This is a genomic window from Acidovorax sp. MR-S7, from assembly GCF_000400995.2.
In the GTDB taxonomy this organism is placed as follows: Bacteria; Pseudomonadota; Gammaproteobacteria; order Burkholderiales; family Burkholderiaceae_C; genus MR-S7.
This window is the reverse complement of the sequence record NZ_DF238947.1, coordinates 23,219-46,966: the sequence shown is the minus strand read 5'-3', so window position 1 is coordinate 46,966 and position 23,748 is coordinate 23,219. Positions and strand designations below refer to the sequence as shown.

General features: G+C 65.1%; 18 protein-coding genes and 5 pseudogenes. 6 read left to right on the top strand and 17 right to left on the bottom strand.

Going from position 1 to position 23,748, the window contains the following annotated elements; all coding sequences use genetic code 11:
* The first annotated feature begins 226 nt into the window (after positions 1 to 226).
* Positions 227 to 472 carry a helix-turn-helix transcriptional regulator gene (locus AVS7_RS25450; RefSeq protein WP_369799118.1) on the top strand — a complete coding sequence of 82 codons (246 nt, stop codon included), beginning with the start codon at positions 227 to 229 and terminating at the stop codon, positions 470 to 472.
* Positions 469 to 1,890, top strand: coding sequence for a YfjI family protein (locus tag AVS7_RS23935; protein ID WP_024001668.1), 1,422 nt, complete (start codon positions 469 to 471; stop codon positions 1,888 to 1,890). The genes AVS7_RS25450 and AVS7_RS23935 overlap by 4 nt, the downstream gene beginning before the upstream one ends.
* A gap of 377 nt (positions 1,891 to 2,267) precedes the next feature.
* On the opposite strand, the gene AVS7_RS23930 is transcribed toward AVS7_RS23935, so the two are convergent.
* Positions 2,268 to 2,831: an inovirus-type Gp2 protein gene (locus AVS7_RS23930; protein WP_234450026.1), complete on the bottom strand. Its 564-nt coding sequence runs from the start codon at positions 2,829 to 2,831 to the stop codon at positions 2,268 to 2,270.
* Positions 2,832 to 3,163: 332 nt separating this feature from the next.
* Between AVS7_RS23930 and AVS7_RS15695 the strand changes: the two genes are divergently transcribed.
* On the top strand, positions 3,164 to 4,687 hold the full coding sequence (locus AVS7_RS15695; protein WP_020229291.1) for a class I SAM-dependent DNA methyltransferase: 1,524 nt from the start codon (positions 3,164 to 3,166) through the stop codon (positions 4,685 to 4,687).
* Here AVS7_RS15695 and AVS7_RS23925 read toward each other — a convergent pair.
* A pseudogene (locus tag AVS7_RS23925) lies at positions 4,636 to 4,941 on the bottom strand (transposase); the annotation flags it as partial. The gene AVS7_RS15695 and the pseudogene AVS7_RS23925 overlap by 52 nt on opposite strands.
* A 535-nt stretch (positions 4,942 to 5,476) precedes the next feature.
* On the opposite strand from AVS7_RS23925, the gene AVS7_RS24505 reads away from it, so the two are divergent.
* A complete protein-coding gene (locus tag AVS7_RS24505) occupies positions 5,477 to 6,568 on the top strand; it encodes a hypothetical protein (protein WP_144425122.1) in 1,092 nt (363 codons plus the stop codon).
* A gap of 100 nt (positions 6,569 to 6,668) precedes the next feature.
* On the opposite strand, the pseudogene AVS7_RS15690 reads toward AVS7_RS24505, so the two are convergent.
* Positions 6,669 to 7,034, bottom strand: a pseudogene (locus AVS7_RS15690) (type I restriction endonuclease subunit R); the annotation flags it as partial.
* A gap of 99 nt (positions 7,035 to 7,133) precedes the next feature.
* On the opposite strand from AVS7_RS15690, the gene AVS7_RS24500 reads away from it, so the two are divergent.
* The gene (locus AVS7_RS24500; RefSeq protein ID WP_024001665.1) at positions 7,134 to 7,415 is read left to right on the top strand and encodes a hypothetical protein; all 282 of its coding nucleotides are present in this window, start codon (positions 7,134 to 7,136) and stop codon (positions 7,413 to 7,415) included.
* Here AVS7_RS24500 and AVS7_RS15685 read toward each other — a convergent pair.
* The gene (locus AVS7_RS15685; RefSeq protein WP_020229288.1) at positions 7,381 to 8,499 is read right to left on the bottom strand and encodes a cation transporter; all 1,119 of its coding nucleotides are present in this window, start codon (positions 8,497 to 8,499) and stop codon (positions 7,381 to 7,383) included. The genes AVS7_RS24500 and AVS7_RS15685 overlap by 35 nt on opposite strands.
* Here AVS7_RS15685 and cadR point away from each other — a divergent pair.
* A complete protein-coding gene (gene cadR / locus AVS7_RS15680) occupies positions 8,489 to 8,965 on the top strand; it encodes a Cd(II)/Pb(II)-responsive transcriptional regulator (protein ID WP_369799117.1) in 477 nt (158 codons plus the stop codon). The two genes, AVS7_RS15685 and cadR, sit on opposite strands and share 11 nt — an antisense overlap.
* A 22-nt stretch (positions 8,966 to 8,987) precedes the next feature.
* On the opposite strand, the pseudogene AVS7_RS24495 reads toward cadR, so the two are convergent.
* The 13 genes and pseudogenes from AVS7_RS24495 to AVS7_RS15625 all read right to left on the bottom strand — a co-directional run.
* Positions 8,988 to 9,089, bottom strand: a pseudogene (locus AVS7_RS24495) (transposase domain-containing protein); the annotation flags it as partial.
* A gap of 163 nt (positions 9,090 to 9,252) precedes the next feature.
* Positions 9,253 to 9,552: a Fur family transcriptional regulator gene (locus AVS7_RS15675; RefSeq protein WP_020229285.1), complete on the bottom strand. Its 300-nt coding sequence runs from the start codon at positions 9,550 to 9,552 to the stop codon at positions 9,253 to 9,255.
* Positions 9,549 to 10,097: a TolC family protein gene (locus AVS7_RS25445; protein ID WP_200405931.1), complete on the bottom strand. Its 549-nt coding sequence runs from the start codon at positions 10,095 to 10,097 to the stop codon at positions 9,549 to 9,551. Before AVS7_RS25445 ends, AVS7_RS15675 begins: the two co-directional genes overlap by 4 nt.
* Positions 10,088 to 11,820, bottom strand: a pseudogene (locus tag AVS7_RS24910) (ABC transporter permease); the annotation flags it as partial. The pseudogene AVS7_RS24910 and the gene AVS7_RS25445, both read right to left, overlap by 10 nt.
* Positions 11,814 to 12,992: pseudogene (locus AVS7_RS15665) on the bottom strand (efflux RND transporter periplasmic adaptor subunit). The pseudogenes AVS7_RS15665 and AVS7_RS24910, both read right to left, overlap by 7 nt.
* 10 nt (positions 12,993 to 13,002) lie before the next feature.
* On the bottom strand, positions 13,003 to 13,350 hold the full coding sequence (locus AVS7_RS15660) for a DUF3325 domain-containing protein (RefSeq protein WP_020229281.1): 348 nt from the start codon (positions 13,348 to 13,350) through the stop codon (positions 13,003 to 13,005).
* Positions 13,347 to 15,011 (bottom strand): PepSY domain-containing protein, encoded by a 1,665-nt coding sequence (locus AVS7_RS15655; RefSeq protein WP_020229280.1) that lies wholly within the window; start codon positions 15,009 to 15,011, stop codon positions 13,347 to 13,349. The genes AVS7_RS15660 and AVS7_RS15655 overlap by 4 nt, the downstream gene beginning before the upstream one ends.
* Positions 15,012 to 15,014: 3 nt before the next feature.
* Entirely contained in the window at positions 15,015 to 15,317 is a 303-nt protein-coding gene (locus tag AVS7_RS15650; protein WP_020229279.1) for a hypothetical protein, read from the bottom strand.
* 145 nt (positions 15,318 to 15,462) lie between these two features.
* A complete protein-coding gene (locus AVS7_RS15645) occupies positions 15,463 to 17,925 on the bottom strand; it encodes a TonB-dependent receptor (protein ID WP_020229278.1) in 2,463 nt (820 codons plus the stop codon).
* 83 nt (positions 17,926 to 18,008) lie between these two features.
* The gene (locus AVS7_RS15640) at positions 18,009 to 19,346 is read right to left on the bottom strand and encodes a sigma-70 family RNA polymerase sigma factor (RefSeq protein WP_020229277.1); all 1,338 of its coding nucleotides are present in this window, start codon (positions 19,344 to 19,346) and stop codon (positions 18,009 to 18,011) included.
* 68 nt (positions 19,347 to 19,414) lie between these two features.
* Positions 19,415 to 21,889 (bottom strand): TonB-dependent siderophore receptor, encoded by a 2,475-nt coding sequence (locus tag AVS7_RS15635; protein WP_144425120.1) that lies wholly within the window; start codon positions 21,887 to 21,889, stop codon positions 19,415 to 19,417.
* A 241-nt stretch (positions 21,890 to 22,130) separates the two neighbouring features.
* Positions 22,131 to 23,111 (bottom strand): FecR domain-containing protein, encoded by a 981-nt coding sequence (locus AVS7_RS15630; protein WP_020229275.1) that lies wholly within the window; start codon positions 23,109 to 23,111, stop codon positions 22,131 to 22,133.
* Positions 23,108 to 23,614, bottom strand: coding sequence for a sigma-70 family RNA polymerase sigma factor (locus AVS7_RS15625; protein WP_020229274.1), 507 nt, complete (start codon positions 23,612 to 23,614; stop codon positions 23,108 to 23,110). Before AVS7_RS15625 ends, AVS7_RS15630 begins: the two co-directional genes overlap by 4 nt.
* Positions 23,615 to 23,748 lie beyond the last annotated feature (134 nt).

The following is a 23,748-nucleotide window of genomic DNA, read 5'->3' as shown; positions in this document are numbered from 1 at the left end:
CTCAGGCGTGACCTAGTTCCGCCAACATCTACAAACCCGCTTCGGCGGCGTACCTCAAAGCCTTCAGGCTTCTTCAGGCGGCGTACTCCCACCTGATCAACGTAAGAAATTCCCTTGGCATCGCTCTGCACGATGTCACTGCGCACAACGCTGGTAGGTCTAAAGCCCCTCGTTTACGCACTGTAATGCGCCACACATTGCGTGAGGGTTTTTTTCGCTGAAACAAATGGGAGATTGCCAAATGCAGTCCAAGAAGGAAATTATCCGCCGACCACGTTTGAGGATGGTCACAGGTCTCGGGAATGCAACGCTGTCAGATTTGCAGAACCCGCGATCACGCCGCTTCGATCCGACATTCCCCAAAAAAGTGCAGCTTTCTAGCAGAGCTGTCGGACATTTTTTGCACGAAATCGAAGCTTGGCTGGAGAGCCGTCAAGCCGGTCCACAACCAACCGGGAGGGCTGAACAATGAACGTCCCAGCACAACCATGGCCGAATGTTCTGCCGCCAGAACTTGAGCAACTTGTCGATGAGATCGCAAGAATCACACAGGCTCCGCGTGAGCTGATCATCAGCATATTGATATGCGCATTGGCCGCCACTGTTCAGCGCAGATGTCGGGTTCAACGCAAGTCAGGACTGGATGGACCTGTGGGCGTGTACCTGATTGCCATCTGTGACTCAGGTGAGCGAAAAAGCGCGGTACAGAAGCTGCTTTTCAAAGCTCTCACGGAGATCCAGCGCCTCTGGAGTGAAGAGGCCACGCACAGTGTCGCGGCACACAGGGTTGAGCATGCGCTCTGGCGCGAAAAGGTGGACGCGCTGCGTGACGCCATGAAGCGGGCTGTTCGTAAAGAGGAGTCGATCGATGAGATCGAAAAGCAGCTTCGGGTGGCCCTCGAAGCTGAGCCTCAGCCTAGTTTGGCGCTCAAACTGATCTACTCGGACACCACTATCGAAGCACTGCTGGAAGGGCTGCATGAGCGAGGAAACAGTGCAGTAATGGTGCACGACGAGTTTGCTCAGTTTTGCGACGGCCCTATGTCAAGGCAATTGGGGGCCTTGAATGCACTGTGGAGCGGCTCAGATTGGTCGGTAGATCGCAAGACGAGCGGGAGCTTTGTGCTACACGACTCCAGCCTGACCTGCCTACTGCAAGCGCAGCCTGTTGTGTTTCAGAGATTTTTAGCCAAACAGGGCGAGCAAGCTCTCGGCAACGGTTTCTTTGCGCGTGTGCTGGTGTGCTGGCCATACTCAACTCAGGGCCAAAGATTCGAGAGTGGATCCCAGGGCGATTACACCAAACTCAATTGGTTCTATGACCGATGCAAAACACTGCTGGAGAGAAGTGAGTCGCGGTTGTTGAGGTTTTCACCACAGGCCCAAGCCAACTGGAATGGGATTGCGAACTCCTATGAAGCCAGCATGCAACCTGGCGGTGTGTACTTTGCAGCAAGAGATTTTGCATCCAAAGCTGCGGAAAACATCGCAAGGATCGCGGCCATCTTTCACGCGTTTCTCATCGAGGATAGCGACGAGATTTGTAGTGAAACTTTACAATGCGCCATCAACTTAATCAGCTTCTATGGCGAGCAGTATGTAAACATCTTCGGAAAATACAATCCCGTTACAGAGCAGCAGCGAGATCTGACCGATCTTGAAGATTGGATACAAACAACTCAAAATAACAAACAATGGAGTTGCATACCGAAAGCTTATATCTTGCAATATGGACCAAATCGCTTTCGCGACAAGGCAAAGCTGGACTTACTACTTGATATTTTAGCCTCATCCCTTCGAATCACAATCTTGAAGATGAACAAGAAGACCGTAGTCTATGCAAATACAACCATTGCGGTACCACAATACTACGATTCAAACCGGTACTAAAGCGATTTTTTAGAAATTAAAAAGGTAGCCTCAGAGCATCTGGGGTTGCCTTTTCTTCTTGGAAAAAAGACTTCCAACCACATTGAAAGCACTCTCCGCTCCAACGGTTTGTAGTTAAGGAACAGACCGTTGCCCCAGTTTGCTCTTTTCAATAGAGCCGAGTCATGATCTCCAGTCTCCCCGTACGCTTGTAGACCAGACCGGAGACATCGCAAAACTACGCTCTTCAACTTCGCTATCACCGCTAATTTCCGCTGAAACTAGCGAAAAAAGCAACTTCCAGGCGTTCCCTACAGGACTCAGTCGCCTTGTGACCTTGGAGCCCACGCGAATGCCAAACGCTCTTGGAGCGCATCGAAGCGCTCAAACTCAGACGGCTAGTTCCGTGGTCGCCCAGCACTGCTCTTGTGGCGAGGGAGAACGGCTTTAGTAACCGCCCGATCTCGACTCGATTGCTTGATACTTTCAATGCTTTGCTCTTCTTTGAGCATGTATGAAATAACTCTGTCAATTAGGATTTTTCGCTTAGCAATGTCGGAATGGTCAATCATTCCAATTCCGCATTGTTTATAGCGATCCTTGTCATAGTTGCAATTGTGAAAAACACCATTTCCAGCAGTTATTTTTTCCCTCCAGTAACGGCCAATTTGATCACCATAATGTTCATCTTTGCGCACTTTTTGACCATCATAAAAAAACAGAGCATGAGCGTGCGGCCCCTTCTCTTCGGCGAACTCATATTTAATAAAGTAACCAACCATATGCTCGAACAATGAACGATTGCCTCTACGGTTATCCAGCATGTGCTTAATATCTTTTTTTATTTCCGCTAAAAGACACGTTCTAGCATACTCCTTTCCATAGCCAAGATCCACCCTGACAACCAACAACTTTGAATAAACCTTATGGAGCCCGTAGCAGTAATTTATCAAACTCCCCATGATTCTTCCATTCAATTCCGACTCACGCAGCATACCACCCCCAAATAAAACAAATCATAACCACGCACATAAAGAGACCAATCATCAATTAATTATCCCATTGTATTAATAACCTATATCAACCACTGGCGCAGCAGTGGGTAAAATAAGAACACATCGCAAATCAACACAGGCGAAAATCCGTATTTATATTTATTCACATATACGAAGTTATGCAAAAATAGAAGTTAAAAATCCAGCGCCTTTGCTCCTGATCAGGTCTGCACACTCAAGGGAACCCATCGGTGGCTGGCATACTGCACCCAGTAAGCAAATGTCAGTTTCCTGAGCGCATGAACCAACAATCCCTCTCCGCCTTCATCTGGTCGGTCGCCGACCTCCTCCGTGGAGACTACAAACAGTCCGACTACGGGAAAGTCATCCTTCCGTTCACCGTTTTGAGGCGCCTCGACTGCGTGCTGGAGCCCACCAAGGCAGCCGTCTTGTCGGAGCTGGCAGAAAAGGAGGCACAGGGCCTCAATCCCGAGCCCTTCCTGTTGCGCAAGTCAAAGCAGAGCTTCTATAACCAGAGCCCGCTGGACCTACCCAAGTTGTTGGGGGATCCCGACAACATTGCCCACAACCTGTTCACGTACGTGCAAGGCTTTTCGCCCGCTGTGCGTGATGTGTTCGAGCGCTTCGAATTTCAGGCTCAGGTTGAGCGGTTGGCCAAGGCCGGGCTGCTCTACCAGGTCACCGAGAAGTTCACCCAGATCGACCTACACCCCGAGGCCGTCAGCAACATGCAGATGGGCCTGGTGTTCGAAGAGCTGATCCGCAAGTTTGCGGAAATCAGCAACGAGACCGCCGGGGAGCACTTCACCCCGCGCGAGGTCATCCGGCTTATGGTCAACCTCATCTTCATCGAGGACGATGACATCCTGAGCAAGCCCGGCGTAGTGCGCACCATCTACGACCCCACAGCGGGCACGGGCGGCATGCTCAGCGTGGCGGGCGAATACTTGGCCGAGCACAACCCGCAGGCACGCCTCACCGTGTTTGGTCAGGAGCTCAACCCCGAGTCCTACGCCATCTGCAAGGCCGACATGCTGATCAAGGGCCAGGACGTAGCCAACATCGCCTTTGGTAACACGCTCAGTGACGACGGCCACAGCCACAAGAAGTTCGACTACATGCTCTCCAACCCACCCTTTGGCGTGGAATGGAAGAAGGTCGAAAAGGAAGTGCGCAAAGAACACGAGCAGCAGGGGTACAACGGCCGCTTCGGCCCCGGCCTGCCCCGCGTGTCAGATGGCTCCATGCTGTTCTTGTTGCACCTGCTCAGCAAAATGCGCCCGGCGGCTGAAGGGGGCAGCCGCTTCGGCATCGTGCTCAACGGCTCGCCTCTGTTTACCGGCGGCGCGGGCTCGGGTGAATCCGAAATCCGCCGCTACGTGCTGGAGAACGACCTGTGTGAGGCCATCGTGGGCCTGCCCACCGACATGTTCTACAACACCGGCATCAGCACCTACGTCTGGATCATCAGCAACCGCAAACCCGAAGCGCGCAAGGGCAAGGTGCAGCTGATTGATGCATCCGGCATGTGGCAGAAGATGCGCAAAAGCCTCGGGTCAAAGCGCAAAGAACTGAGCGACGCCCACATCGAGCGCATCACCCGCATGTTTGGCGACTTTGTGGAGGCCAAGGAAAACGACGGCACTCCCATCAGCCGCATCTTCGACAACGAAGCCTTTGGCTACCACGCCATCACCGTCGAGCGCCCGCTGCGCGACGAAGCGGGCAATGTGGTGCTGGGTATCAAGGGTACCTCGTCGTCGATGGCCAGACCAATGAACCAGCGGTACAGCAGGTTGTAGCGGATCTGCTCGACCAACTGGCGCTCGCTGCGCACCGAGAAGAACACCTGGATGAGCATGGCGCGCAACAGCTTCTCGGGGGCGATGGAGGCGCGGCCCGTGTCCGCGTAGATGGTGTTGAACAGACCGTTCAGACGCACCAGCGCGTCGTTGACCAGGCTACGGATCGGGCGCAATGGGTGATCTGCTGGTACGAAGTCTTCCAGCTTGGCCACTGTGAACAATGACTCCTGCATCGCGTCTGAACCTCGCATCGTCTGGACTCCTTGTTGAGCGAGCAGTCAGTATCTACAACGATGCTCCTGAATGCCAGGTTTTATGGGAGCGAAATTCAACAGCCTGCTAGCCCCGGTGGGTTGGGCTTGCGCAGAAATCAACATCTTGGTGAACTACTGGCGCGTGTGACTCCGGGGCCATTTGCGCAGAATCTAGCTGTGAACCCGGGCTAGCTTATTCGATCAGTGAGTTGCTGGTTACGGTTTCCCCCGTGTACCTGTTCGACAACCAAATGGCCCATCACATCAGTGTAGTTGCGCGACTGTATCGGCTTTTGACTGTACGTTTTCCGACTCTCTCAAGCTTAATTCCTTTGGGCCAACGCTGCACTTGGGGCAGGTGTAGTGTGGGCCTGCTTCTGGGTTAGAACAAGAACTGCTGAACAGGCTCAGGAGGAGGGCAACCCGTAGCTGATCTTACCCTCCTAGCCCCGACTCTCGGGCGGTTCAACTTGGACAGCCTGTTTGCGAGGGTTTGCGGGAGGCATGCGGATCAATTTGTGCTGTGACGAGAATGGAATCACGTACATCAAACTTCAGCCCGATTTTGATAGATAGGCATGAAATTGCTGGCATGATTTTCACTGGAGGAAAAATGCAGAAATTGTTGTATGTGGTTCGCACAGGTGACTATGGAGTCTGTGACGAAATGGACGGGAGTTCTTACCCCAATTTCACGATTCCAGCGCATGAGGGCATGAAGACGACTGAGAAAAAGACAGTCGAAGTGAAGTTGCCCGCCAAGACTCCTGGCATTGTTGCGGACGTAGCGATAACGGCATTGTTAGCGGTTGCGCCATGGAGCGTTGCCTTGGCTGCTGCCGCAGCACGGCCCGCACTCGCGCAACTTTTGGCGAGTGATCCCCAGAAGTCGGCGGCACCAGAGCTTTTAGCCAAAGGCGAGCAGGAATTTGCTTCGTTCGTCGGTGAGAATGGCATCACAGTCGCGACGGCAAAGAAGCGCGGATATACCTTTCCTCCTGGGCATCCACAGGTCGGTGGGACGTACATGCTGCACCCTCTGGCGGAGCTTCCCGCCGCCAACAAAGGCGCCGTGTATATCCCTGCTGAGATGTTCGACGATGTTTTGCTTCAGGAGCGTGAAAGCGAGCTTCTCAAACTACTTGTGGAGCTTGGTGCAAGTCGGATTTGCATCACGGAACGGGTCGCAGATGCAAATCGCAGAGAGAGCGTCGCAAGCGTTTCAGGAGGCGCCAAAGCGGTTGCAGCGCAGGTTGATGCTTCTGCGCACCTGAGAACCTCGAAAGACTACGAACTCGGCAACGAAAGATCGTACGTCTTGGCTGGAAAAGCATGGCCGCAAGGCACGCAGTTGGACTCTAGCAAGTTTGCTTGGGTTCATTTTGAGCCTTCCTGGGGCGCACTTGTTTATGCGCGCGAGATAGGGGGGTGCCTGAGTGCAACTCTCGAAATCACGGAGAAGACAACGTTCTCACTTGACGGCGGTCTAGCCGCAGCCGTGAAAACGAGGCTGTACAGCGCGGATGCAAAATTCGGCCATGTTGAGCAGCGTACGCGAAGTCGCACTTTCGTCGTTGAGGCGGAGTTCGTACCTTGGGGCCCTCCCGTCTCTCGATCCGCTTGAGCGCAGCCAAAGACCAAAGAAGCTACTTGATTGATTTGCGTTCGGTGCTAGTCTGGAGAGGTGGGCCTAGCAAGCTTCTCTCAAATTCATCGAGCTCGACTTAGGACGCACCACGCTCCCTGAGTGCCTCATACAACCCCGCTGGCCCCAGCAAAACATCCTTGAGCCCTGTTCGCACACGGTCTGACCCAAGTGCCTGTTTGCTCATGCTTCCGTGGGCTGCCAGTGCATCCATGATGGCGTTCATGATCTCGCTGGCCAGGTCGGGTGAGTTCGCAAACTGTTCCTTGGTGTTGTTCATGGCCTGCTGGTGCAGCAGGTCAGATTCGAGCAACTTGCCCTTGAGGACGTTGTTCACGTAGACGAGTTTGTCGTCGTCCGTGAGTTCGCCCTCGAACAGGTCATTCACCTTGGACAGAATTTCAGAGAGCTTCACCTTCAGGGGCTCCTGAACCTCGCCGCCGCCTGTGTCCGTCAGCGGCTTTGGGAAAGCGGCGCAGCCGACAACAGCGACGAGAAACGACTGGCGCACGCGACGGACTGCGCATCGTCGTTCATCGACAAGATGAACCGCATGGAATCGCAGCGTGTGCTGCGAGCCGTGTTGCCGGGGGCCAAGCCCTGGGTTGCCGTCTCATCGTATGCCGCGATGGGCAATTTGCAGGCTGTGTTCGACGAGTTCCTGCATTTGCTCAAATCTGTTCATCGCGGCATGGACGAGTCCGTCGGGGCGTTTCATATTGCCATTGCGCCGGGGGCGGTGACGATCACGGCGCAGACCGCGCTAGCATCCACATTCTGTCCAGCTTGGCTCATCGAAGGTTCAGGATGCGCCGGGCACCATTAAGCACCACCAGCGCGATGACGGTGCCAATCACCAAGTCAGGGTACGAGGATCCGGTCCACGCGACCAGCGCACCAGCCACAATCACCCCTGCGTTGGCGATCACGTCGTTCGCAGAAAAAATATAGCTTGCTGTCATGTGAGCACCACGGTCGCGCTTCTTGGCGATGAGCACCAAGCAAATGACATTGGCGACCACGGCCACCAGGCCGATGCCCATCATGAGGGTGGACTCGGGCTCACTGCCCGTCACAGCCCGCCGAACCACTTCTGCAAGCGCCCCAAGCGCAAGCACGACTTGCAGCCAGCCGGCGATGTGCGCGGCCTTCACCTTCAAGGCGGCAGCGCGACCCACTGCATAGAGCGCCAGCCCATAGACCGCCGCATCGGCGAACATGTCGAGCGAGTCCGCGATGAGGCCGGTCGACTGTGCGATCAGGCCCACGATCATCTCGAAGACGAACATAGCGCCGTTGATCGCGAGCAAAAGCTTCAGCGTCCGCGCCTCGGCCGCATCCCCTTCGGCATCAGGTGCAATCGCTTGCGCCCCGATGGTTTGAGCGCTATCCAGCACCTGCGCCCCCAGGTTGAGGGGAGCGAGACGAGCCAGCAGCTCCTGCGGGCTCCCGCCATGCTGCACAGTGAGTACACGGCCCTTCAAATCGAAGTCCAGAGCGCCAACTGCAGCCGCGTCGGCCAGTGCCATGCGAATGAGGTTCTCCTCGGACGGGCAATCCATCTTCGGCACGGAGAAACGGGTCTTCCAGTGCCCACCGTCTACGCGCTCCTCACTGATGAGCAATTCCGCCCCCAGGTTCAAAGGAACCAGCTTCTCGGCGATCCGGGCGGGCTCGCCCGTGTGCACCACCCGTAGTTGGCGACCTGCCAGATCGAAGGTCATCGGCCCCAACCCGGGCAAGCCGCCCAGGGCCATGCGAATGAGGTTCTCCTCGGAGGGGCAGTCCATCCCGGGAATGGCAAACGTGCTCACCACGGTTGAAGCGGCGCTTGGGGCCCCTTCATCCTTGGTCTGGGAATCACAGCTGCCCGAGCAGCTACCGCTTTGACATGTACTCATGTCCTGCATTAGAAACCCTCAAGTAGATGTAGAGTCAAGCAGTAGCGAGGCACATATGAAAATCGGTGAACTATCGTCATTGGCTGGATGCTCCGTACCCACAGTGCGCTTTTACGAGGCTGAGGGTCTTCTGCAGGCGCCCATGCGCGCTGCTAACAACTATCGGCACTATGGCCAGGAGCACGTGGACCGGCTGGCCTTCATCGTTCGCTGTCGCTCGCTGGACATGCCGCACGACGACATTCGAGCCCTGCTGCAACTGCAGGATGACCCAGCCAAGCCCTGCGACGAGGTCAATGCCCTCCTGGACGATCACATGCGCTTGGTGGAGCGCCGGATCGTTGAACTGAGGGCCCTGCACAAGCAGCTGCGGGCCATTCGCAGTACCTGCGCTGGAGGTGTTTGTGTTGGAGACTGTGGGGCACTGGAATCGCTGCGCACCGCCACCGGGGCAAGCTGCCTAGCGTGCGGCTGAGTACAACGTCAGCTGCCTGAAGTCAGCTTGGCGCGTGCCAACGATGCGGCAGCAACTCATGAACCAGGCTGGCCCGTTGCGTTGGCAAGCGCGACAGAACGTCCTTGAGGTATGCATAGGGATCCCGTCGTGCACGAGCACCTTCAAACGGTTGCCGCGCTTGTTGACGAACAGATAGGCATGGTGGGGATGGGCAGCGCCAAAGACGATGACCACGCGAGCGAGTAGGGTCTGCAATTGATTGCAGAATGGGGCGTGTCCGAATTTTTGTGTAAACGGGTCGGACTTCAATTGACGGAGATGCGGTCTCCTGCAACCGGCTCCGCGCCCTGCAGCCGGTAAAGCCGCTTGGTTCCCGCAGGGTATGCTGAGTGCAATACCCCCTGTGCTTCCATCTGGCGCACCGAGCGATAGACCGTGCCCAGGCTCACACGCAGCCCGCGCTCGGAGATTCGACGGAAGACCTCTTCGACGGACAGCGGCTGGTCCCCGAGATCGTCGAATACCTGCAGCACGGCGATGCGCGGCACCGTGGGCCGCACGCCCGCCTCACGCAGCCGCTGGAGGGCGTTCCCCGATACCGTCATGGCAATGGCTCCGCCTGTGCCATGGACGTAGCCTCGGGCGGGCGCCAGCCGCCTCCGAGCGCGCGGTACAGCGACACGGCCGCCTGCAGCCGCGCGAGCCGGATCTGCACCTGCGCGTCTTGCGCCGCAGTCACGACGCGCTGGGCATCCAGCAACGCCAGCATCGTCTCCGCCCCCGACCGGTAGCGGCTTTCCGCCAGCGCCAGGGCCGCACGCGCCTGCACGAGCGCCTCGTCCTGCGCCCTGGCCTGCTCCTCCAGGGAGGCGGAGGCATCGAGGGCCAGCTCGACATCCGTGAAGGCCGCAACGATGGCTTTGTGGTAATTCGCCAATAGTTCTTCGCGCCGGGCCTGCGCGGCGTCGTGCTGCGCCGCCAGACGGCCTCCGTCGAAGATGGGCCCTGCCAGCCCCGCCAGCAGTGTGGCCACGGGCGCGTGCAGCCAGTCGGCGGCACGGCCCGCGCTCGCTGCCGCGCTGCCCGTGAGGGTCAGCCGGGGCCAGAGCGCCGCGCGCGCGGCCTGCACGTCTGCGCTGGCAGCGGCCATACGGATGCCGATCTCGCGCGTGCGCTCGCGCACCGTCATCAGCATGACGTTCATCACGCCGATGCCGCCTACGACCAGCGAGACGGCCGCGATCAGGCCCAGCATCACGGCCATGCTCTCGCGCGTGGCGGCCTCGGCCTGGATGCGCGCGGCCGCGTTGCCGATGCCGAAGTCCTCGCGCCCGCCGTGCCGCGCCAGCAGCAGCCGGAGCATGGCCTGCTCGGCCTCGTGCACCACCTGCGCGCTGCGCGCCTCGATCACCACGTAGTCGGGCTGGGTCTGCGCCTGGTAGACGCGCGCGCGGCCCGAGCGGTAGGGAATGAACACCATGTCGTCATAGTCCTGCGCGCCGGAATCCGCGCCGCGCTCGCTCATCACGCCGATGACCTCGAAGGCCGAAGTGCCGATGATGAGCTGCCGGCCCAGCGGGTCGGGCGTATCGGGAAAGAAATGCCTGTGCGCCTTGTGGCCCAGGACCACCAGGGGTGCCAGGTCGCGGTCCTCGGCCTCGGTGTAGTAGCGGCCCAGGGCCGTTCTCCAGTGGTGCACCAGCGGCATTTCTTCGCTCGCGGCGAAGACGTAGACCTGCTTGTCGGCATTGCCGTAGCGCACCGTGACAGGGTCGCCGATGACCGGCATCACGCGCCGGATCTCGGGCAGCTCGCGCAGGGCGGCCAGGTCGTCCTCGGTGATCTGGCCCGCAGGCCCGCCCGTGGCTGGCGGCTTGCTGCCCATGTAGAGGATGGCCGTGCCCATGGTGCCCATCTGCTCGACCACCTTGCGCCGCGCGCCCTCGCCGATGGCCAGCATCACGATGACCGAGGCCACGCCGATGACGATGCCCAGCAGCGTCAGGCTGGTGCGCACGCGGTTCAGCCGCATGCCGCGCCAGGCGCTGCGTGCGGCCTCCAGCAGTTCGGCCGGCCAGGGCGTGCCGGCCGCCTCCGGGCACCGGGGCGCCAGCGGCTGCGCCAGGCACCCACGGCCCACCATGCTGTCGCCGCGCGCGCTGTCGCCGACGATGCGCCCGTCGCTGATCTCGATCACGCGGCGCGCCTGCGTCGCCACGGCGCGGTCGTGCGTGATGAGGATGATGGTGTGGCCGGCGTCGGCCAGCTCGCGCAGCAGCGCCATCACCTCGGCGCCGCTGTGCGAATCGAGCGCGCCTGTGGGCTCGTCGGCCAGGATGATCTGGCCGCCGTTCATGAGCGCGCGCGCGATCGACACGCCCGCCCGAGAGCTGGTTGGGCCGGTTGCCCAGGCGCTCGCCCAGCCCCAGGCGCTCGCCCAGCCCCAGGCGCGCGAGCAGCGCCTGCGCGCGGCGCACGCGCTCCTCCTTGGGCAGGCCCGCGTAGATGGCGGGCATCTGCACGTTCTCGCTCGCGCTTTCGCTGGCGATCAGGTGGTAGCCCTGGAACACGAAGCCGAAGGCCTCGCGCCGCAGCCAGGCCAGCGCATCGGCGTCGAGCCGCGCCACGTCCTGCCCCTGGAAGCGGTAGCCGCCCGCGCTGGGACGGTCCAGGCAGCCCAGGATGTTCATCAGCGTCGATTTGCCCGAGCCCGAGCTGCCCACCACGGCGACGAACTCCCCGGCATGTATTTGCAGGTCGATGCCGTGCAGCACCGTCACCCGCGGCTGCCCGCCCTCGCCGCCGTAGTGCTTGCAGATACCGTGGAGCGCGATCAGCGGCGCATTGGCATCCAATGCTCCGCTCATCACCATTGCAGCCACCGCAAACCACGCTCCAGCGGCGTCTCGCCCACGATGACGCGCTCGCCTTCGGCCAGGCCTTCGAGCACCTGGGCCTGGTGGCGGCTGCGCACGCCCAGCCTCACGCTGCGAGTCTCGGGCTGCCCGCGCGCGTCGAGCACGCGCGCCGCATGGCCCTGCCCGTCCCCGCGCTCCTGTACGGCGGTGAGCGGCACGGTCAGCGCCTGCGGCGCGCCGGCGGTGACGAAGACCACCTGTGCCGTCATCTGCGGCATCAGCTCGGCGTCCTCGTTGCCCACATCGAACAGCACCGTGTATGCCACGGCCTTGGTGGCGGGCGCGGGCGACGCCGCCGTGCCGCCGGCCGGCGCCTGGGTGGCCGCGGGCGCGGGCAGCACCTGGCGCACCGTGCCGCTCCAGCGCCGGGGCCTGGACTGCCCGGCGCTGCCCAGCGTCGTGAAGTACACCGGCATGCCCTGCCGGACGCGGCGCACGTCGGCCTCGGAGACATCGGTCCAGACCGTCATGGCCGACAGATCGGCGATGCGCAGGATGTTCGGCGTCTGGTAGGTGGCGTTGAGCGTCTGGCCTTCGCGCGCCGCCACCGACACCACGGTGCCGGCCATGGGCGCATAGATGCGCGTGTAGCCCAGGCGGGCCTAGTCGGCCTTGAGCGTGGCCTGGATCTGGTCAAGCTGCGCGCTCAGGTGGCCGATGCGCGCCGCGGCCATGGCCAGGTTGGCTTCGGCCGTCTGCACGTCCTCCTCGCGCGTAGCGCCGTCGCGGCTCAGCTGCCGCTGGCGCGCGAGCTGCTGCTCGGCCAGCCGGCGCTGGGCCTGCTGCTCGGCCAGCTGCGCGCGCAGCCCGGCCAGCTGGGCGCGGCCCGCGTCCACCGTGGCGCGCTGCACGCTGGGGTCGATCTCCACCAGCAGATCGCCCTTGGCCACCTGCGCGCCGGGCTCCACGCGCAGCCGCGTGACCTGGCCCGACACCTGGGCGCCCACATCCACGTAGCGGCGCGGCTGCAGCGTGCCGATGGCCGTGACGGTGGCTTCGATGTCTGCACGGGCCACCGTCTCGGTCTGGTAGGCCACAGCCGGGCGCTGGGCCCACCATAAGCCCGCACCGATGGCGAGCGCGGCCACCGCCGCGATAGCTGCCCAACGCAGCCGGGTATGTTTCATTGCACCTTCCTCACACGCCGTGGACCAGTCCGAGCACCGCCGCGGCCGCTGCGGCGCATGCCACCCCGGCCGCCACGCGCGCCGCAGCGCCGATGAAGCCCGCTGCGCCCAAAGCCCCGGCGGACAGCCAGCCCAGCCAGGCCACCGGCCCCACCGTGGCGCCCCAGGCCAGGACGCACGGGATACCCGCCGCAGCCAGCAGCAGCGCGCCAGCGCAGCGCAGCAGCCGCTGGCGCGCCAACGGCACCTCCTGCGCGCCCGTCAGCTGCGCATGGTGGCGGTCCATGGCGAAGGCCAGCGCCGCCATGCCCGCATAGGCCGAGGTCAGCGCCAGAAAGGAAGCGTGCAGCGGGCTCATGTGCGCACCTCCGCCCCGGCATCGCCCGCCGGCCGTGGCCGCCCGGTTGCCGCGCTGCGGCGCCTCTGCCAGTGCCAGGCTCCGGCCGCTGCCAGCCCTGCCGCCATGCAGAACAGCTCCACGCCCGCGCTCTCCCAGTCGCCGTGCAGCACCTGCGCTGGCAGGTGGTCGCCCACCGACAGCCCGTTCAGCACCGGCAGCGACAGGCACAGCACGGCCAGCAGGCCCAGTTGCGCCCGCCACGCGGCCGCAGGCGCACGCACCAGCGCATGCGCAAGGGCCAGCCCCCAGACGCCGAAGAAAACGGCCAGCTCCCAGTCGCCCCGATGCGCCAGTCCCACGGGCACGAGCCGGTTGGCCCACAGGTAGCCGATGCAGGCCAGGCCCAGGCCCGCGATGGCCGCCACGTTCATGCCCTCGATCAGCCGGTACACGCGCGCCGTTGCAGCGCCGAATTCGCCCAGGTGTTTGCCGCGGCGCTTGACCATGAACAGGATGGCCCCCGTGGCCGCCATCGCGCTGCCTGCCAGGCCGCACAGGAAATACAGCCATTTGAGCGCCAGGCCGCCGAACTGCACCATGTGCAGGCCGCCCATCACGGACTGTGCCAGCGAGGCCGTCCCTCCATCCACCCCGCCGGGCAGGCGCACCTGCAGCACCTCGCCCGTCGCGGCCGAGAACATCGCCATGCCGCTGGTGGGGCTCAGGCGCTGGCGCATGCTGTCGCCGCTGTTCCAGCCATAGACGCCGATGCGCGCGGCGGCATCGCCCGGGTGGTCGATGACCACGGCCCGCACGGGCTGGCCGATCAGTGCCTGCCCGCGCTGTGCGAACGGCTCCAGCGCGGGCACTGCCATGGCTTGCCCCGAGGGCCGGGGCTTGCCGGACTCATGGAGCGCGGCGAGGTAGGCCCGCGTGCCCTCGCTGCCAACGCCGAAATGGGCCGCGATGCCCGCGGGCATGAAGGTCATGCCCGACAGGACGATGCCCGTGTAGGCGATCATGAACTGGAACGGCAGCGTCAGCACAGCCACCGCGTTGTGCGCGTCGAGCCAGCTACGCTGGCCCTTGCGCGCGCGGAAAGTGAAGAAGTCCTTGAAGATGCGCCGGTGCGTGACCACGCCGCTGACCAGCGCCACCAGCATGGCCATGGCTGCGATGCCGACCACCCAGAGCCCGGCCTGCCCGGCATGCAGTTCGTAGTGGAAGTCCACGAAATGGTGGCCGCCCAGGGTGGCGCGCGCGGCGCCCTGGACGCGCGCGGGCTGCGGCCGGCCCGTGGTAGTGTCCAGGTCGGCCGAGGCGTACTGGCGCTGGTCGTCGAACCAGTACACGCGCAGTTCGCCCGCGCCTTCGGCGTTCGCGGGCCATAGCTCCCACATCCCGGCACCCGGGTGGTGCTGCTCCATGTAGGCCAGCCCCCAGGCAAGGCGCTGCGCGCGGCCCGCGCCCGCGGGCGCCTGGGCTGTCGCGGCCTCCCCGGCGTGGTGCTCGGGCGTCATCCAGTGGGTGATGGCCTCCTCGAACACGGCCAGCGTGCCCGTGAGGAACACCGCGAACAGCAGCCACGAGAACCACAGCCCGCACCAGGTATGCAGCCAGGCCTGAGCCTGGCGAAAGCCCCCCTGCCCCGCGCCGGATGCATTTTTCTGCCGGGCCACCGCTCAAGCCCCCCCGCGTGTCCAGAGCCCGATCACCGCCGCCAGGCCCGCCAGGGCCGCCGCGAACCCCAGCAGGCCCCACCAGACCCGCGCCAGCGAGAGCGGCGAGAACGCCCAGACCACCGCCAGCACATGCAGCGCGAAACTCCACTGCACGCCCACCAGCACGGCCTCGGCGCGCGGGCCGGGCAGCGCCGCTGGCAGGAACACTGCCAGCGCGCTGGCCAGCAGATAGCCGCCGAGCACGGCGGCCAACAGGCGGGAGAGAATGGACAGGCCCGGGAGGGCGGCAGGAAAACGGGTCATGGGGTGGCTGGTCGGGGCTGCGCCCCTCAGGGGCGGCCGGATTTCTCTACGGTCGGGCCGGGCCGAAAACACGGCCCTTCTCCATACATGACAAACGAAAACCCAAAAAGGGCCACCCAAATGACGCGGCCCCTTGCCAGATGGCTCAGAACGAGCCGCGCAGCGTCAGCATCGCGTTGCGCGGCGCACCATAGAGGTTGTTGCTGAAGGTGCTTCCCAGGGTCTGGTAATAGGTCTTGTCGAACAGGTTGTTGACGTTCAGCGTCAGCGTCCAGCGCGGGTCGATCCGATACTGCACCATCGCGTTCCACAGCGCATAGCCGTCCTGGTTGAAGTCGAACGGCACAGACGCCCCGCTGGCAGACAGCGCCGTCCCGCTCACGTAGTGGGTGCTCTGGATGGTGGCACTGCCTCCCACGCGCCACTGCGATAGCGCACCCGGCAGCGTGTAGGCCGTGGAGAGCTTGAGCAGATGGCGCGGCGTGATGCTGCTGTAGGTCTTCGCGGTGCTATGGTCCCTGGTGTTGTTGAAGGTATAACCCGCAGCCAGTTGCCAGCCCGGCCGCACCGCCCCGCCCACTTCCATGTCGAACCCGCGGCTCGTCACCTTGCCCTGGGCGATATAGCAGCAATTGCCGCTCCAGCGGTTGTTGGAGGTCTCGTAGTTCGGGTCCACGGCGGCCGAGCCAGTGCGCTCCACGTTGAAGACGCTGAAAGTCGCGTTCAACCGGCCGTCCATCAGTTCACCCTTGAGGCCGGCCTCGTAGCTAGCCCCCTTGACCGGCGGCAGCGGCGTGCCCGGCGGCGGGCCCGCCATGTTCAGCGCCTGCGGGTTGAAGATGGACGCATAGCTGGCATAGGCCGACCATTGGCCGCCCAGGTCGTAGATCACGCCGCCATAGGGCGTGACCTTGGTAGGCTCCTTGAAGGGCGTGTCCGACCAGGGTGTGCGGTTGCCGCTGGCGTCCATGCTCCAGATCGCCTGCGCGAAGTCGTAGCGGCTGGCCCGCACGCCCACTATCACGTGCAGCCGGTCGGTGGGGTGCAGGCGCAGCACGCCGTAGCCGCCCGCCTGCTTCTGGCCCCAGGGGCCGTAGCGGGTGTTGAAATAGGTGTCCGTGGACGGCGTCCAGACGCTGGGGTCGAACGGGTTGCTCGCCACCGTGCCGCTGCCGGGGAAGTTGCCGGTCTGCCAGAAGCTGTCCACGCGCTGCCAGTCCATGCCCACCAGCACCTCGTGCGTGCGGCCCATCAGTCCGAAGGTGCCGCCCAGGCTCAGATCGACCATGTCCTGCGTGTTGCCCGACTGGATATGGCCGCCGCGCCATACCGCGCCGGCGAGCGTCTGCGGATGGATGGCGCCGCCCATGTAGACCCAGTTGCGGTCCAGTTCCGTTTCCACGCGGGAGGCGTTGAGCTTGGCCTTCCAGCCGTTGGAGAAGCGGTGCTCCAGCTGGGCAAAGAACTCTTTGGTCTCGTAGTCGTAGTACGCCCAGGGCTGGGTGAAGTTGGTGCTGCGCGGCAGGCCCAGGCTGCGGCCGTCCGTGTAGCGCGGCAGGCCCGCATAGTCGCCGTTCTCGTGCTGCTTGCCATAGCTGCCGCCCACGGTGAGCAGGGTGTCGGGCGTCAGGTCGGCCTCCAGCACGCCGTACAGCGCGGGCTTTTCGCTGCTGCGCCAGTCCATGTACGAGTCGCCCTTCTGGTAGGACAGCACGGCGCGCCCGCGCACGCTGCCGTCCTCGGCCAGTGGGCCTGTGGCGTCCAGCTCCACGCCGCGCCGGCTCCAGGAACCGGCCGACAGCTCGGCCTTGACTTGGCGCTGCGCCAATGGCTTCTTGCGCACGATGTTGATGATGCCGCCCGGGTCGCCCACCCCGCCCAGCAGGCCCGAAGCGCCGCGCATCACCTCCACCCGGTCGTAGAACGCCATGTTCTGCTGCGGCGAGTAGGTGTAGGCGCCCAGCGCCAGCGGCGCGCCGCCGTCGACCTGCATGCTGGTGACCTGGAAGCCGCGCGAATAGAAGTCACCCACGGTGTTGGCCACGACGATGCCGGGCGTGAGCTTGAGCGCCTCGGTCACGTCGGTCGCACGCTGGTCGTCGAGCTGCTGGCGCGTCACCACCGACACCGACTGGGGAATCTCGCGGAACGACTGGTCCGTCTTCGACGCGATGCTGGTCACGCGGCTGGTATATGCGCCCGTGCCTTCAGTCGTCCCATCGCCCGCGCGGCGGGCCAGCACGCGCACCTCGGCCAGGGTCTTGCCGCTGGAGGCCGCGGCAGGCTGCACGGTCAGCGTGCCGTCACGCACCTGGCCATCGAGGCCGCTGCCTGCGAGCAGCGCATCCAGCGCCTGGCGCAGCGGCAGCTCGCCACGCACGGCGGGCGCCTGGCGCTGGGCCGCCAGGTCAGGCTTGAACACCAGTTGCAGCCCCGCCTGCCGCGCGAACTGGTCCAGCGCGCTGGCCAGCGGCTGCGCGGCGATGTCGAAGCGCACGGGCTGCGCCGCCGTCTGGGCCGGGGCGGCGTGCAGCGGCAGGGCCAGGCCCAGGCACAGTGCGGCCCGGGCCAGCGGGGCGCGGCGGAAACGGAAGAAAAGCGAAGGCATGGAATTCGTCCTTGACAGTGAGTGATGGCAAATCCGAAGGGATCACTGCCTAGACGACCGGCCGAGAAAATTCCTGAAAAAAACTACCGCGCCATTGCCACCAGCAGACCGCCATCGGCCTGCTGCCGCACCTGCACCGGCAGCGCACGGGGCAGCGCCCTCACCCAGGCACGGGCCTGCGCGATGCGCACGCGCCCGCTCAGCGGCAGGCGGGCCGCCTCCGGTGTGGCCGCCAGCGTGAACGGCGCATAGCGCGACAGCCGCTGCAGCGCCTCGCCCAGCGTGCTGCCAGCAAAGGCCAGCTCGCCATGGCGCCACAGCGCCGCGTCGCCGGGCGGCGCCTGGGTCTGCGTGACAGTGGCGCCCTCCACCTGCAGGCCCTGGCCCGCGCCCAGTTCGCAGGCCTGGCCGCCCGCGCCAGGCTCCACGCGCACGCGCCCGGACTCCACCTGCACCGTGACGCGCTCCCGGCCATCGGCGCCCGCGGCGACCTCCACGCCGAAGCGCGTGCCCAGCACCGTGACGCGCACGCCGCGCGCCTGCACGGTGAAGGGCCTCCCCGGGTCGCGCGCCACGTCGAAGAACGCGGCCCCGCGCGCCAGCGTCACCGCGCGCCGCACCGCGAAGTAGCGGACTTCGGCGCTGCTCTGGGCGTCGAGCAGCACGCTGGAGCCATCGGGAAGGCCGTGCCGCGCCAACTGGCCGCGCGTGCTGCTCCAATGGGCCTGCCATTGCACATGGGTATCGCGGTAAAGCTGCCACTGCCGCCAGCCGACGCTGCCTCCCACGCCCATGCCGGCCAGCCCCAGCAAGGCGCCCAGGCTGCGCCGCCGGCCCGCGCGCCGGGTGTCGGCGCTGCCGGGCCGGGTGCCGCGCCAGCGGTGCAGCGCGTCCTCGATGCAGGCCTGGGCCTGGATCAGGTCGCGCTCCACGGTATTGAGCGACACCCCCAGCCGCGCGGCGATCTCGGGCTGGCGCTCGCCGTGCACGCGGTGCGCGACGAAGGCGGCGCGGCCGCGCGCGGGCAGGCCGGCCAGCGCCGCCTCCAGCGCGGCCAGCGCCTGGCGGTACATGACAGAGTCGGCCGCGTCGGGCGCATGGCTGGGCGCCAGCTGCTCGTGCAGGACCGCCGCGTCCAGGTAGCGCCCGTGGCGCTGGCGGCGGCGCTGCGCATCGAGCGCCATGTGCTGCGCCATGACGGCCAGGTAGGCAGCGGCATCGCGCGGTGCCTGGGGCGCTTCACCGTGCCGCTCGGCAGGCAGGCCGCGCGCATGCTCGGCCAGCCTGAGCCAGGTGTCGTGCACCAGGTCGCCGGCCTCCTCGCGGCTGCCCGTGCTGCGCGTGGCCACGCGCAGCAGGTCGGCATAGGCGCGGTCGAAGCCCGACAGCAGCGCGCGGGTGAAGGAGGCGGACAGTTCCATGGGGCGGCATCATAACCATGGTAAGAAGAATCATTCTCAATATCACCCTACCGCCCGCGGCCTCGCCGTCAGAACGCGCCGCGCAGGGTCAGCATGGCGTTGCGAGGGGCGCCGTAATAGCTGCCGCCGATGGTGCCGCCGATCGCCGACCAGTAGGTCTTGTCGGTCACGTTGTTGATGTTGAGCGCCGCAGTCCAGTGCGGGTTGATGCGGTAGGACGCGCGCAGGTCCAGCACGGCGTGGCCGGGGTTCTTGACCGTCTCGACGTGGGCCCGACTCTGCGCGGCCACATTCGCACCAACGGTCCAGGCGGACCAATCGCCCGGCAGGTTGTAGCTGGTGGAGACGCGCAGCAGGTTGCGTGGTGCATCGCTGGTGAGCGGCGCGCCCGACGAGTCCTTGCTCGTCAGATACGTGTAGCCACCGGCAATCTGCCAGCCGCGTGCGAGCTCGCCCCCGACCTCGGCGTCGAAACCCCTGCTGCGCACACTGACCGCGCGATAGCAATCACCGGTGGTGATGATCATGCCGCCCGGGCAGGACGGCAGCGTGCTGTTGTCATACAGCGCCATGTTGCGCTTCTTGATGTCGAACACCGCGAAGGCCACGTTGAGCTTGCGATCGAAGAACTCGCCCTTCACGCCGGCTTCGAGGTTGGTGCCGACGGCGGGGTCGAAGCCGCCGCCCGTGGCCGAGAGGTATTGCGACTGCGTCACGAAGGTGTCGGCGTAGCTCGCGTAGACCGACCAATTCGGATCCAGGTCATAGACCAGGCCCGCATAGGGCGTGAGTTGGGCGTCTTCCTGATAGTCGTTGAGCACCGCGCCAGTGACCAGGTTGTCGGTGCGGGACTGGTACCAGTTGAGCCGGCCGCCCAGGCTCAGGTGCAGGTTCTTGGCCAGCTCCAGGCGGGTGCTGGCGTACAGGCCCGCGGTCTCCACCCGCTGCTGTTGCCGGTTGGCGTAGTTCGCCGGGTTGGCCGGCTCCGGAATCAGCCCATGGTTGAAGTTGAAGATGTCGACGGCAATGCGTTGCGGCACGGTGGTATTGCCGATGAACGTGTCTTGCCGGGACCACATCGCGCCCACCAGGAACTTGTGCGTGCCGCCCAGTGCCTGGAAGCTGCCGGTCAGGTTGGCGTCCAGCCCGCTGTAGTCGAGATCACGGCGAGAGAAATACTGGCTCACGGTGCTGGCGCCGGCCATGGTCGCGGGGTCGATCGCACCGCGGGCGGTGCTCAGTTTTTGCGTGTAGTCGCTGTTGCCGTGGTTGGCGGTGATCTTGCCCACCCAGTCGCCATCGAACGCATGCGACAGTTCGGCGAAGAAGTCGTCGGTCTGGGCCTTGTGGCGGTTCCAGTTCTGCCCCAGCGAGGTGGAGCGCGGCAGGTTCAGCGAGGCGCCTGTGGTGTAGCTGGGCAGGCCGTAGATGGTGTAGCCCGGCGTGTCCACCGTTTGATGGCGGTAGCCGCCGGTGAGCCTGGTGCGGCTGCCCAGGTCGGCGTCGATGACGCCATAGAACAAGGGCTCTCGGGTGTGGGCCACGTCATAGAAATAGTCGCGGTCGGTATACGCCGCGACCACGCGGCCGCGTACCGTGCCGGCGGCGTTGATCGGGCCGCCGGTATCGATCTCGGTGCGGTAGTTGTTCCACGAGCCGATGCTTTGGGCGATCTCGAAATGCGCCTCGGCGCGCGGGCGCTTGCGCACCATGTTGACCACGCCGCTCGGGTCGCCGGCGCCCACCACCAGGGCGCCGGCGCCGCGCAGCACCTCGACGCGGTCGAAGATGGCGGTGTCCATCGGGACCCAGCCCGTCGGGCTGAGCGCGCCGCTGGAGACGCCGTCCATCAGGTAGTTGTCGTCGGGGATGACGAAGCCGCGCATGGTGTAGGTGTGCGAACCGAAGTTGCGCTGCGATTTGCTGGCGCCGGTGGTCTGCACGATCACGTCCTCGATCGCCGTCATGCGCTGGTCGTCCATCTGCTGGCGCGTCACCACCGTCACCGACTGCGGCGTTTCGCGGATCGACTGCTGCATCTTGCCGATGGACAGCGCCCGCGTGGTGTACGAACCGGTCTGCTCGGTGATGGGGCTGGAGACCGCCTCGGCCGTTACCCGCACCTCCGGCAGCGCGGCATCGCCGCCGTAAGGCGCCGTCTGCCGGACCCGGGGCGCCGCGCGCAGCACGTAGCCGCCCTGCGCCTGCGCCGCAGCCTCCAGCCCCGTGCCCCGCAGCAAGGCGTCCAGGCCGCTGCGCGCCGTGTGGCTGCCCTGCAGCCCCGGGCTGCGCAGACGCTGCACCTGGTCCTGGGTGAAGGACAGCAGCAGGCCCGAGTCGCGCCCGAACCGGTTGAGCGCGTCTTCGAGCGGACCGGCGGGAATGCTGTAGCTGCGCGCCGCCTCGGCGCCGGAGGATGCGCCGGGCGCCTGGGCATGCAGGCTGCTGCCCAGGCTGGCGCAGGCCAGCGCCAGCACGAGGCTGCGGCAGGCCCGGGCCTGCGGGTAGAGCGGAAAACGGGGGGGGGCTGAAAGAGGGGCCATGGTGGTCAGGAGGAAGAAAGGGCAAGGCGCCTGCGCGCCGGGCGGGCGCGGCGCGGGGCCGCACTCCCCTTCCATGTCCCGCGAGTTGCCAAAACAGCCCACCGCGCGCGCAATTTTTTCGCAACGGCGAGTGCCACTATCAAAAAAGAGAGCTGCTCGCGCTTGCCAGTCGCAGAATCCAATAGGTTTTGGTATTGAAACCCAGGAATAGCAAGCGCGAGCAGCTCTCTTTTTTGCAGAGTCACCGGGGCGCGGCTTCGGCCACCACCTCCTGCCGCCCCCACCAGCGCGCGAGCGTGCGCACCCGCAGCCCGGGCAGGGCGCCGAGCGCGGCCAGCACGCGCGGCACGTCGTCGAGCGGGTAGGTGCCCGACACCCGCAGGTGCGCCACCTCGGGCGCGCAGACCAGCCGCGCCGCGCTGTAGGGCTGCAGCGCGGCCAGCAGGTCGGGCAGCGGCAGGCCGCGCGCGACCAGCATGCCCTCGGTCCAGGCCGTGCTGTCCTCGTGCACGGCGGCCGGGGCCGACACGCCCTGCGCCTGCAGCGTGGCCTGCCGGCCCGCGGGCAGCACCAGCGCGCTGGCGGCGGCGTCGCGCGGCGTGAGGCGCACGGCACCCTCGAACACGCCGACCCACGTATCGCCCCCGGCCAGCGCGCGCACGGCGAAGCGCGTGCCCAGGGCCTGGGCCTCGCCGGCGGCGGTCTGCACGGCGAAGCCGCGCGCGGGCTGGTGGCTGTCGGGCGCGGTGGTGATGAGCACCTCGCCCTCCAGCAGGCGCAGGCGGCGCAATGCGGGGCCGTAGGCGATGTCGAGCGCGCTGGCACCGTTGAGCACGAGCTGCGTCCCGTCTTCCAGCACCAGGCGGCGGCGCTCGCCGCGCGCCGTGCGCACGTCGGCCACCCAGGTGCGCCAGGGCGTGCGCTGCTCCAGTTGCCACGCCACGCCCGCGCCGAAGGCCAGCACGGCTAGGGTCTGCGCCACGCGGCGGCGCGCCGGGCCGCGCGGCGCCAGCGCCGCGCGCGCGATGGCCGCCTGCTGCGGCGGGGCCAAGCCCGCCAGCCGTTCGTTGACGGCGGCGATGTGCTGCCAGGCCTGCTCGTGCAGCGCATCGGCCGCGCGCCAGGCCTGCCACGCGCGCCGCTGGGGCTCGGGCAGGTCCCCGTCCTGCAGCAGCAGCCACCATTCGACGGCGCGGCGCGCCACCTCGGGCGGCACCGTCACGGCGCCACCGCGAAGTAGCAGCGCATGCCTGCCTGCACCAGGTAGCGCTTGACGGTGGTGAGCGACACGCCGAGCGCGCGGGCGATGTCGGCCTGCTTCATGCCGTCGAGCTGGGCCATCAGGAACGCGCGCCGCACGGGCGCAGGCAGGCCGTCGAGCAGGCGGTCGATTTCGTCCAGCGCCTCCAGCAGCAGCGCGCGCTCCTCGGGCGACAGCGCGGCGGCCTGCGGCGCCTGGGCCAGCGCCTCCAGGTAGGCGCGCTCCAGCTGCTGGCGCCGGTAGTGGTTGGCCACCACGCGCTGCGCCACCGTGGTCAGGAAGGCGCGCGGCTCGCGCGCCTGCACGGGCTCCTCGCGCGCCAGCAGGCGCACGAAGGTGTCGTGCGCCAGGTCGGCCGCCTGGTGCACGTCGCCGAGCTTCTTGCGCAGCCAGCCTTGCAGCCAGCCGTGGTGGTCGGTGTAGAGGGTGGCGATTTCACCGTGCAGAGGGCGGGAGGTGGGCATGGCGGGTGCTGAGCGCAATGTGGGACGTAGCGCCCGCAATTAAACAAGAATGGTTCTTGTTCAATTGTATCCAGGCCCGCTCCTCGGCTCCAGGTGCCGGGCAGGCGGCAGCTGGTCCACAGCTTGGCCATCTG

Excerpts from the sequence above, each read along its gene's own strand:
- AVS7_RS25450 (WP_369799118.1), top strand. The coding sequence starts at position 227 with ATGGGAGATTGCCAAATGCAGTCCAAGAAGGAAATTATCCGCCGACCA.
- AVS7_RS23935 (WP_024001668.1), top strand. The coding sequence starts at position 469 with ATGAACGTCCCAGCACAACCATGGCCGAATGTTCTGCCGCCAGAACTT.
- AVS7_RS23930 (WP_234450026.1), bottom strand. The coding sequence starts at position 2,831 with ATGGGGAGTTTGATAAATTACTGCTACGGGCTCCATAAGGTTTATTCA.
- AVS7_RS15695 (WP_020229291.1), top strand. The coding sequence starts at position 3,164 with ATGAACCAACAATCCCTCTCCGCCTTCATCTGGTCGGTCGCCGACCTC.
- AVS7_RS24505 (WP_144425122.1), top strand. The coding sequence starts at position 5,477 with ATGGAATCACGTACATCAAACTTCAGCCCGATTTTGATAGATAGGCAT.
- AVS7_RS24500 (WP_024001665.1), top strand. The coding sequence starts at position 7,134 with ATGAACCGCATGGAATCGCAGCGTGTGCTGCGAGCCGTGTTGCCGGGG.
- cadR (WP_369799117.1), top strand. The coding sequence starts at position 8,489 with ATGTCCTGCATTAGAAACCCTCAAGTAGATGTAGAGTCAAGCAGTAGC.
- AVS7_RS15685 (WP_020229288.1), bottom strand. The coding sequence starts at position 8,499 with ATGCAGGACATGAGTACATGTCAAAGCGGTAGCTGCTCGGGCAGCTGT.
- AVS7_RS15675 (WP_020229285.1), bottom strand. The coding sequence starts at position 9,552 with ATGACGGTATCGGGGAACGCCCTCCAGCGGCTGCGTGAGGCGGGCGTG.
- AVS7_RS25445 (WP_200405931.1), bottom strand. The coding sequence starts at position 10,097 with ATGGCCGCTGCCAGCGCAGACGTGCAGGCCGCGCGCGCGGCGCTCTGG.
- AVS7_RS15660 (WP_020229281.1), bottom strand. The coding sequence starts at position 13,350 with ATGAGCCCGCTGCACGCTTCCTTTCTGGCGCTGACCTCGGCCTATGCG.
- AVS7_RS15650 (WP_020229279.1), bottom strand. The coding sequence starts at position 15,317 with ATGACCCGTTTTCCTGCCGCCCTCCCGGGCCTGTCCATTCTCTCCCGC.
- AVS7_RS15645 (WP_020229278.1), bottom strand. The coding sequence starts at position 17,925 with ATGCCTTCGCTTTTCTTCCGTTTCCGCCGCGCCCCGCTGGCCCGGGCC.
- AVS7_RS15640 (WP_020229277.1), bottom strand. The coding sequence starts at position 19,346 with ATGGAACTGTCCGCCTCCTTCACCCGCGCGCTGCTGTCGGGCTTCGAC.
- AVS7_RS15635 (WP_144425120.1), bottom strand. The coding sequence starts at position 21,889 with ATGGCCCCTCTTTCAGCCCCCCCCCGTTTTCCGCTCTACCCGCAGGCC.
- AVS7_RS15625 (WP_020229274.1), bottom strand. The coding sequence starts at position 23,614 with ATGCCCACCTCCCGCCCTCTGCACGGTGAAATCGCCACCCTCTACACC.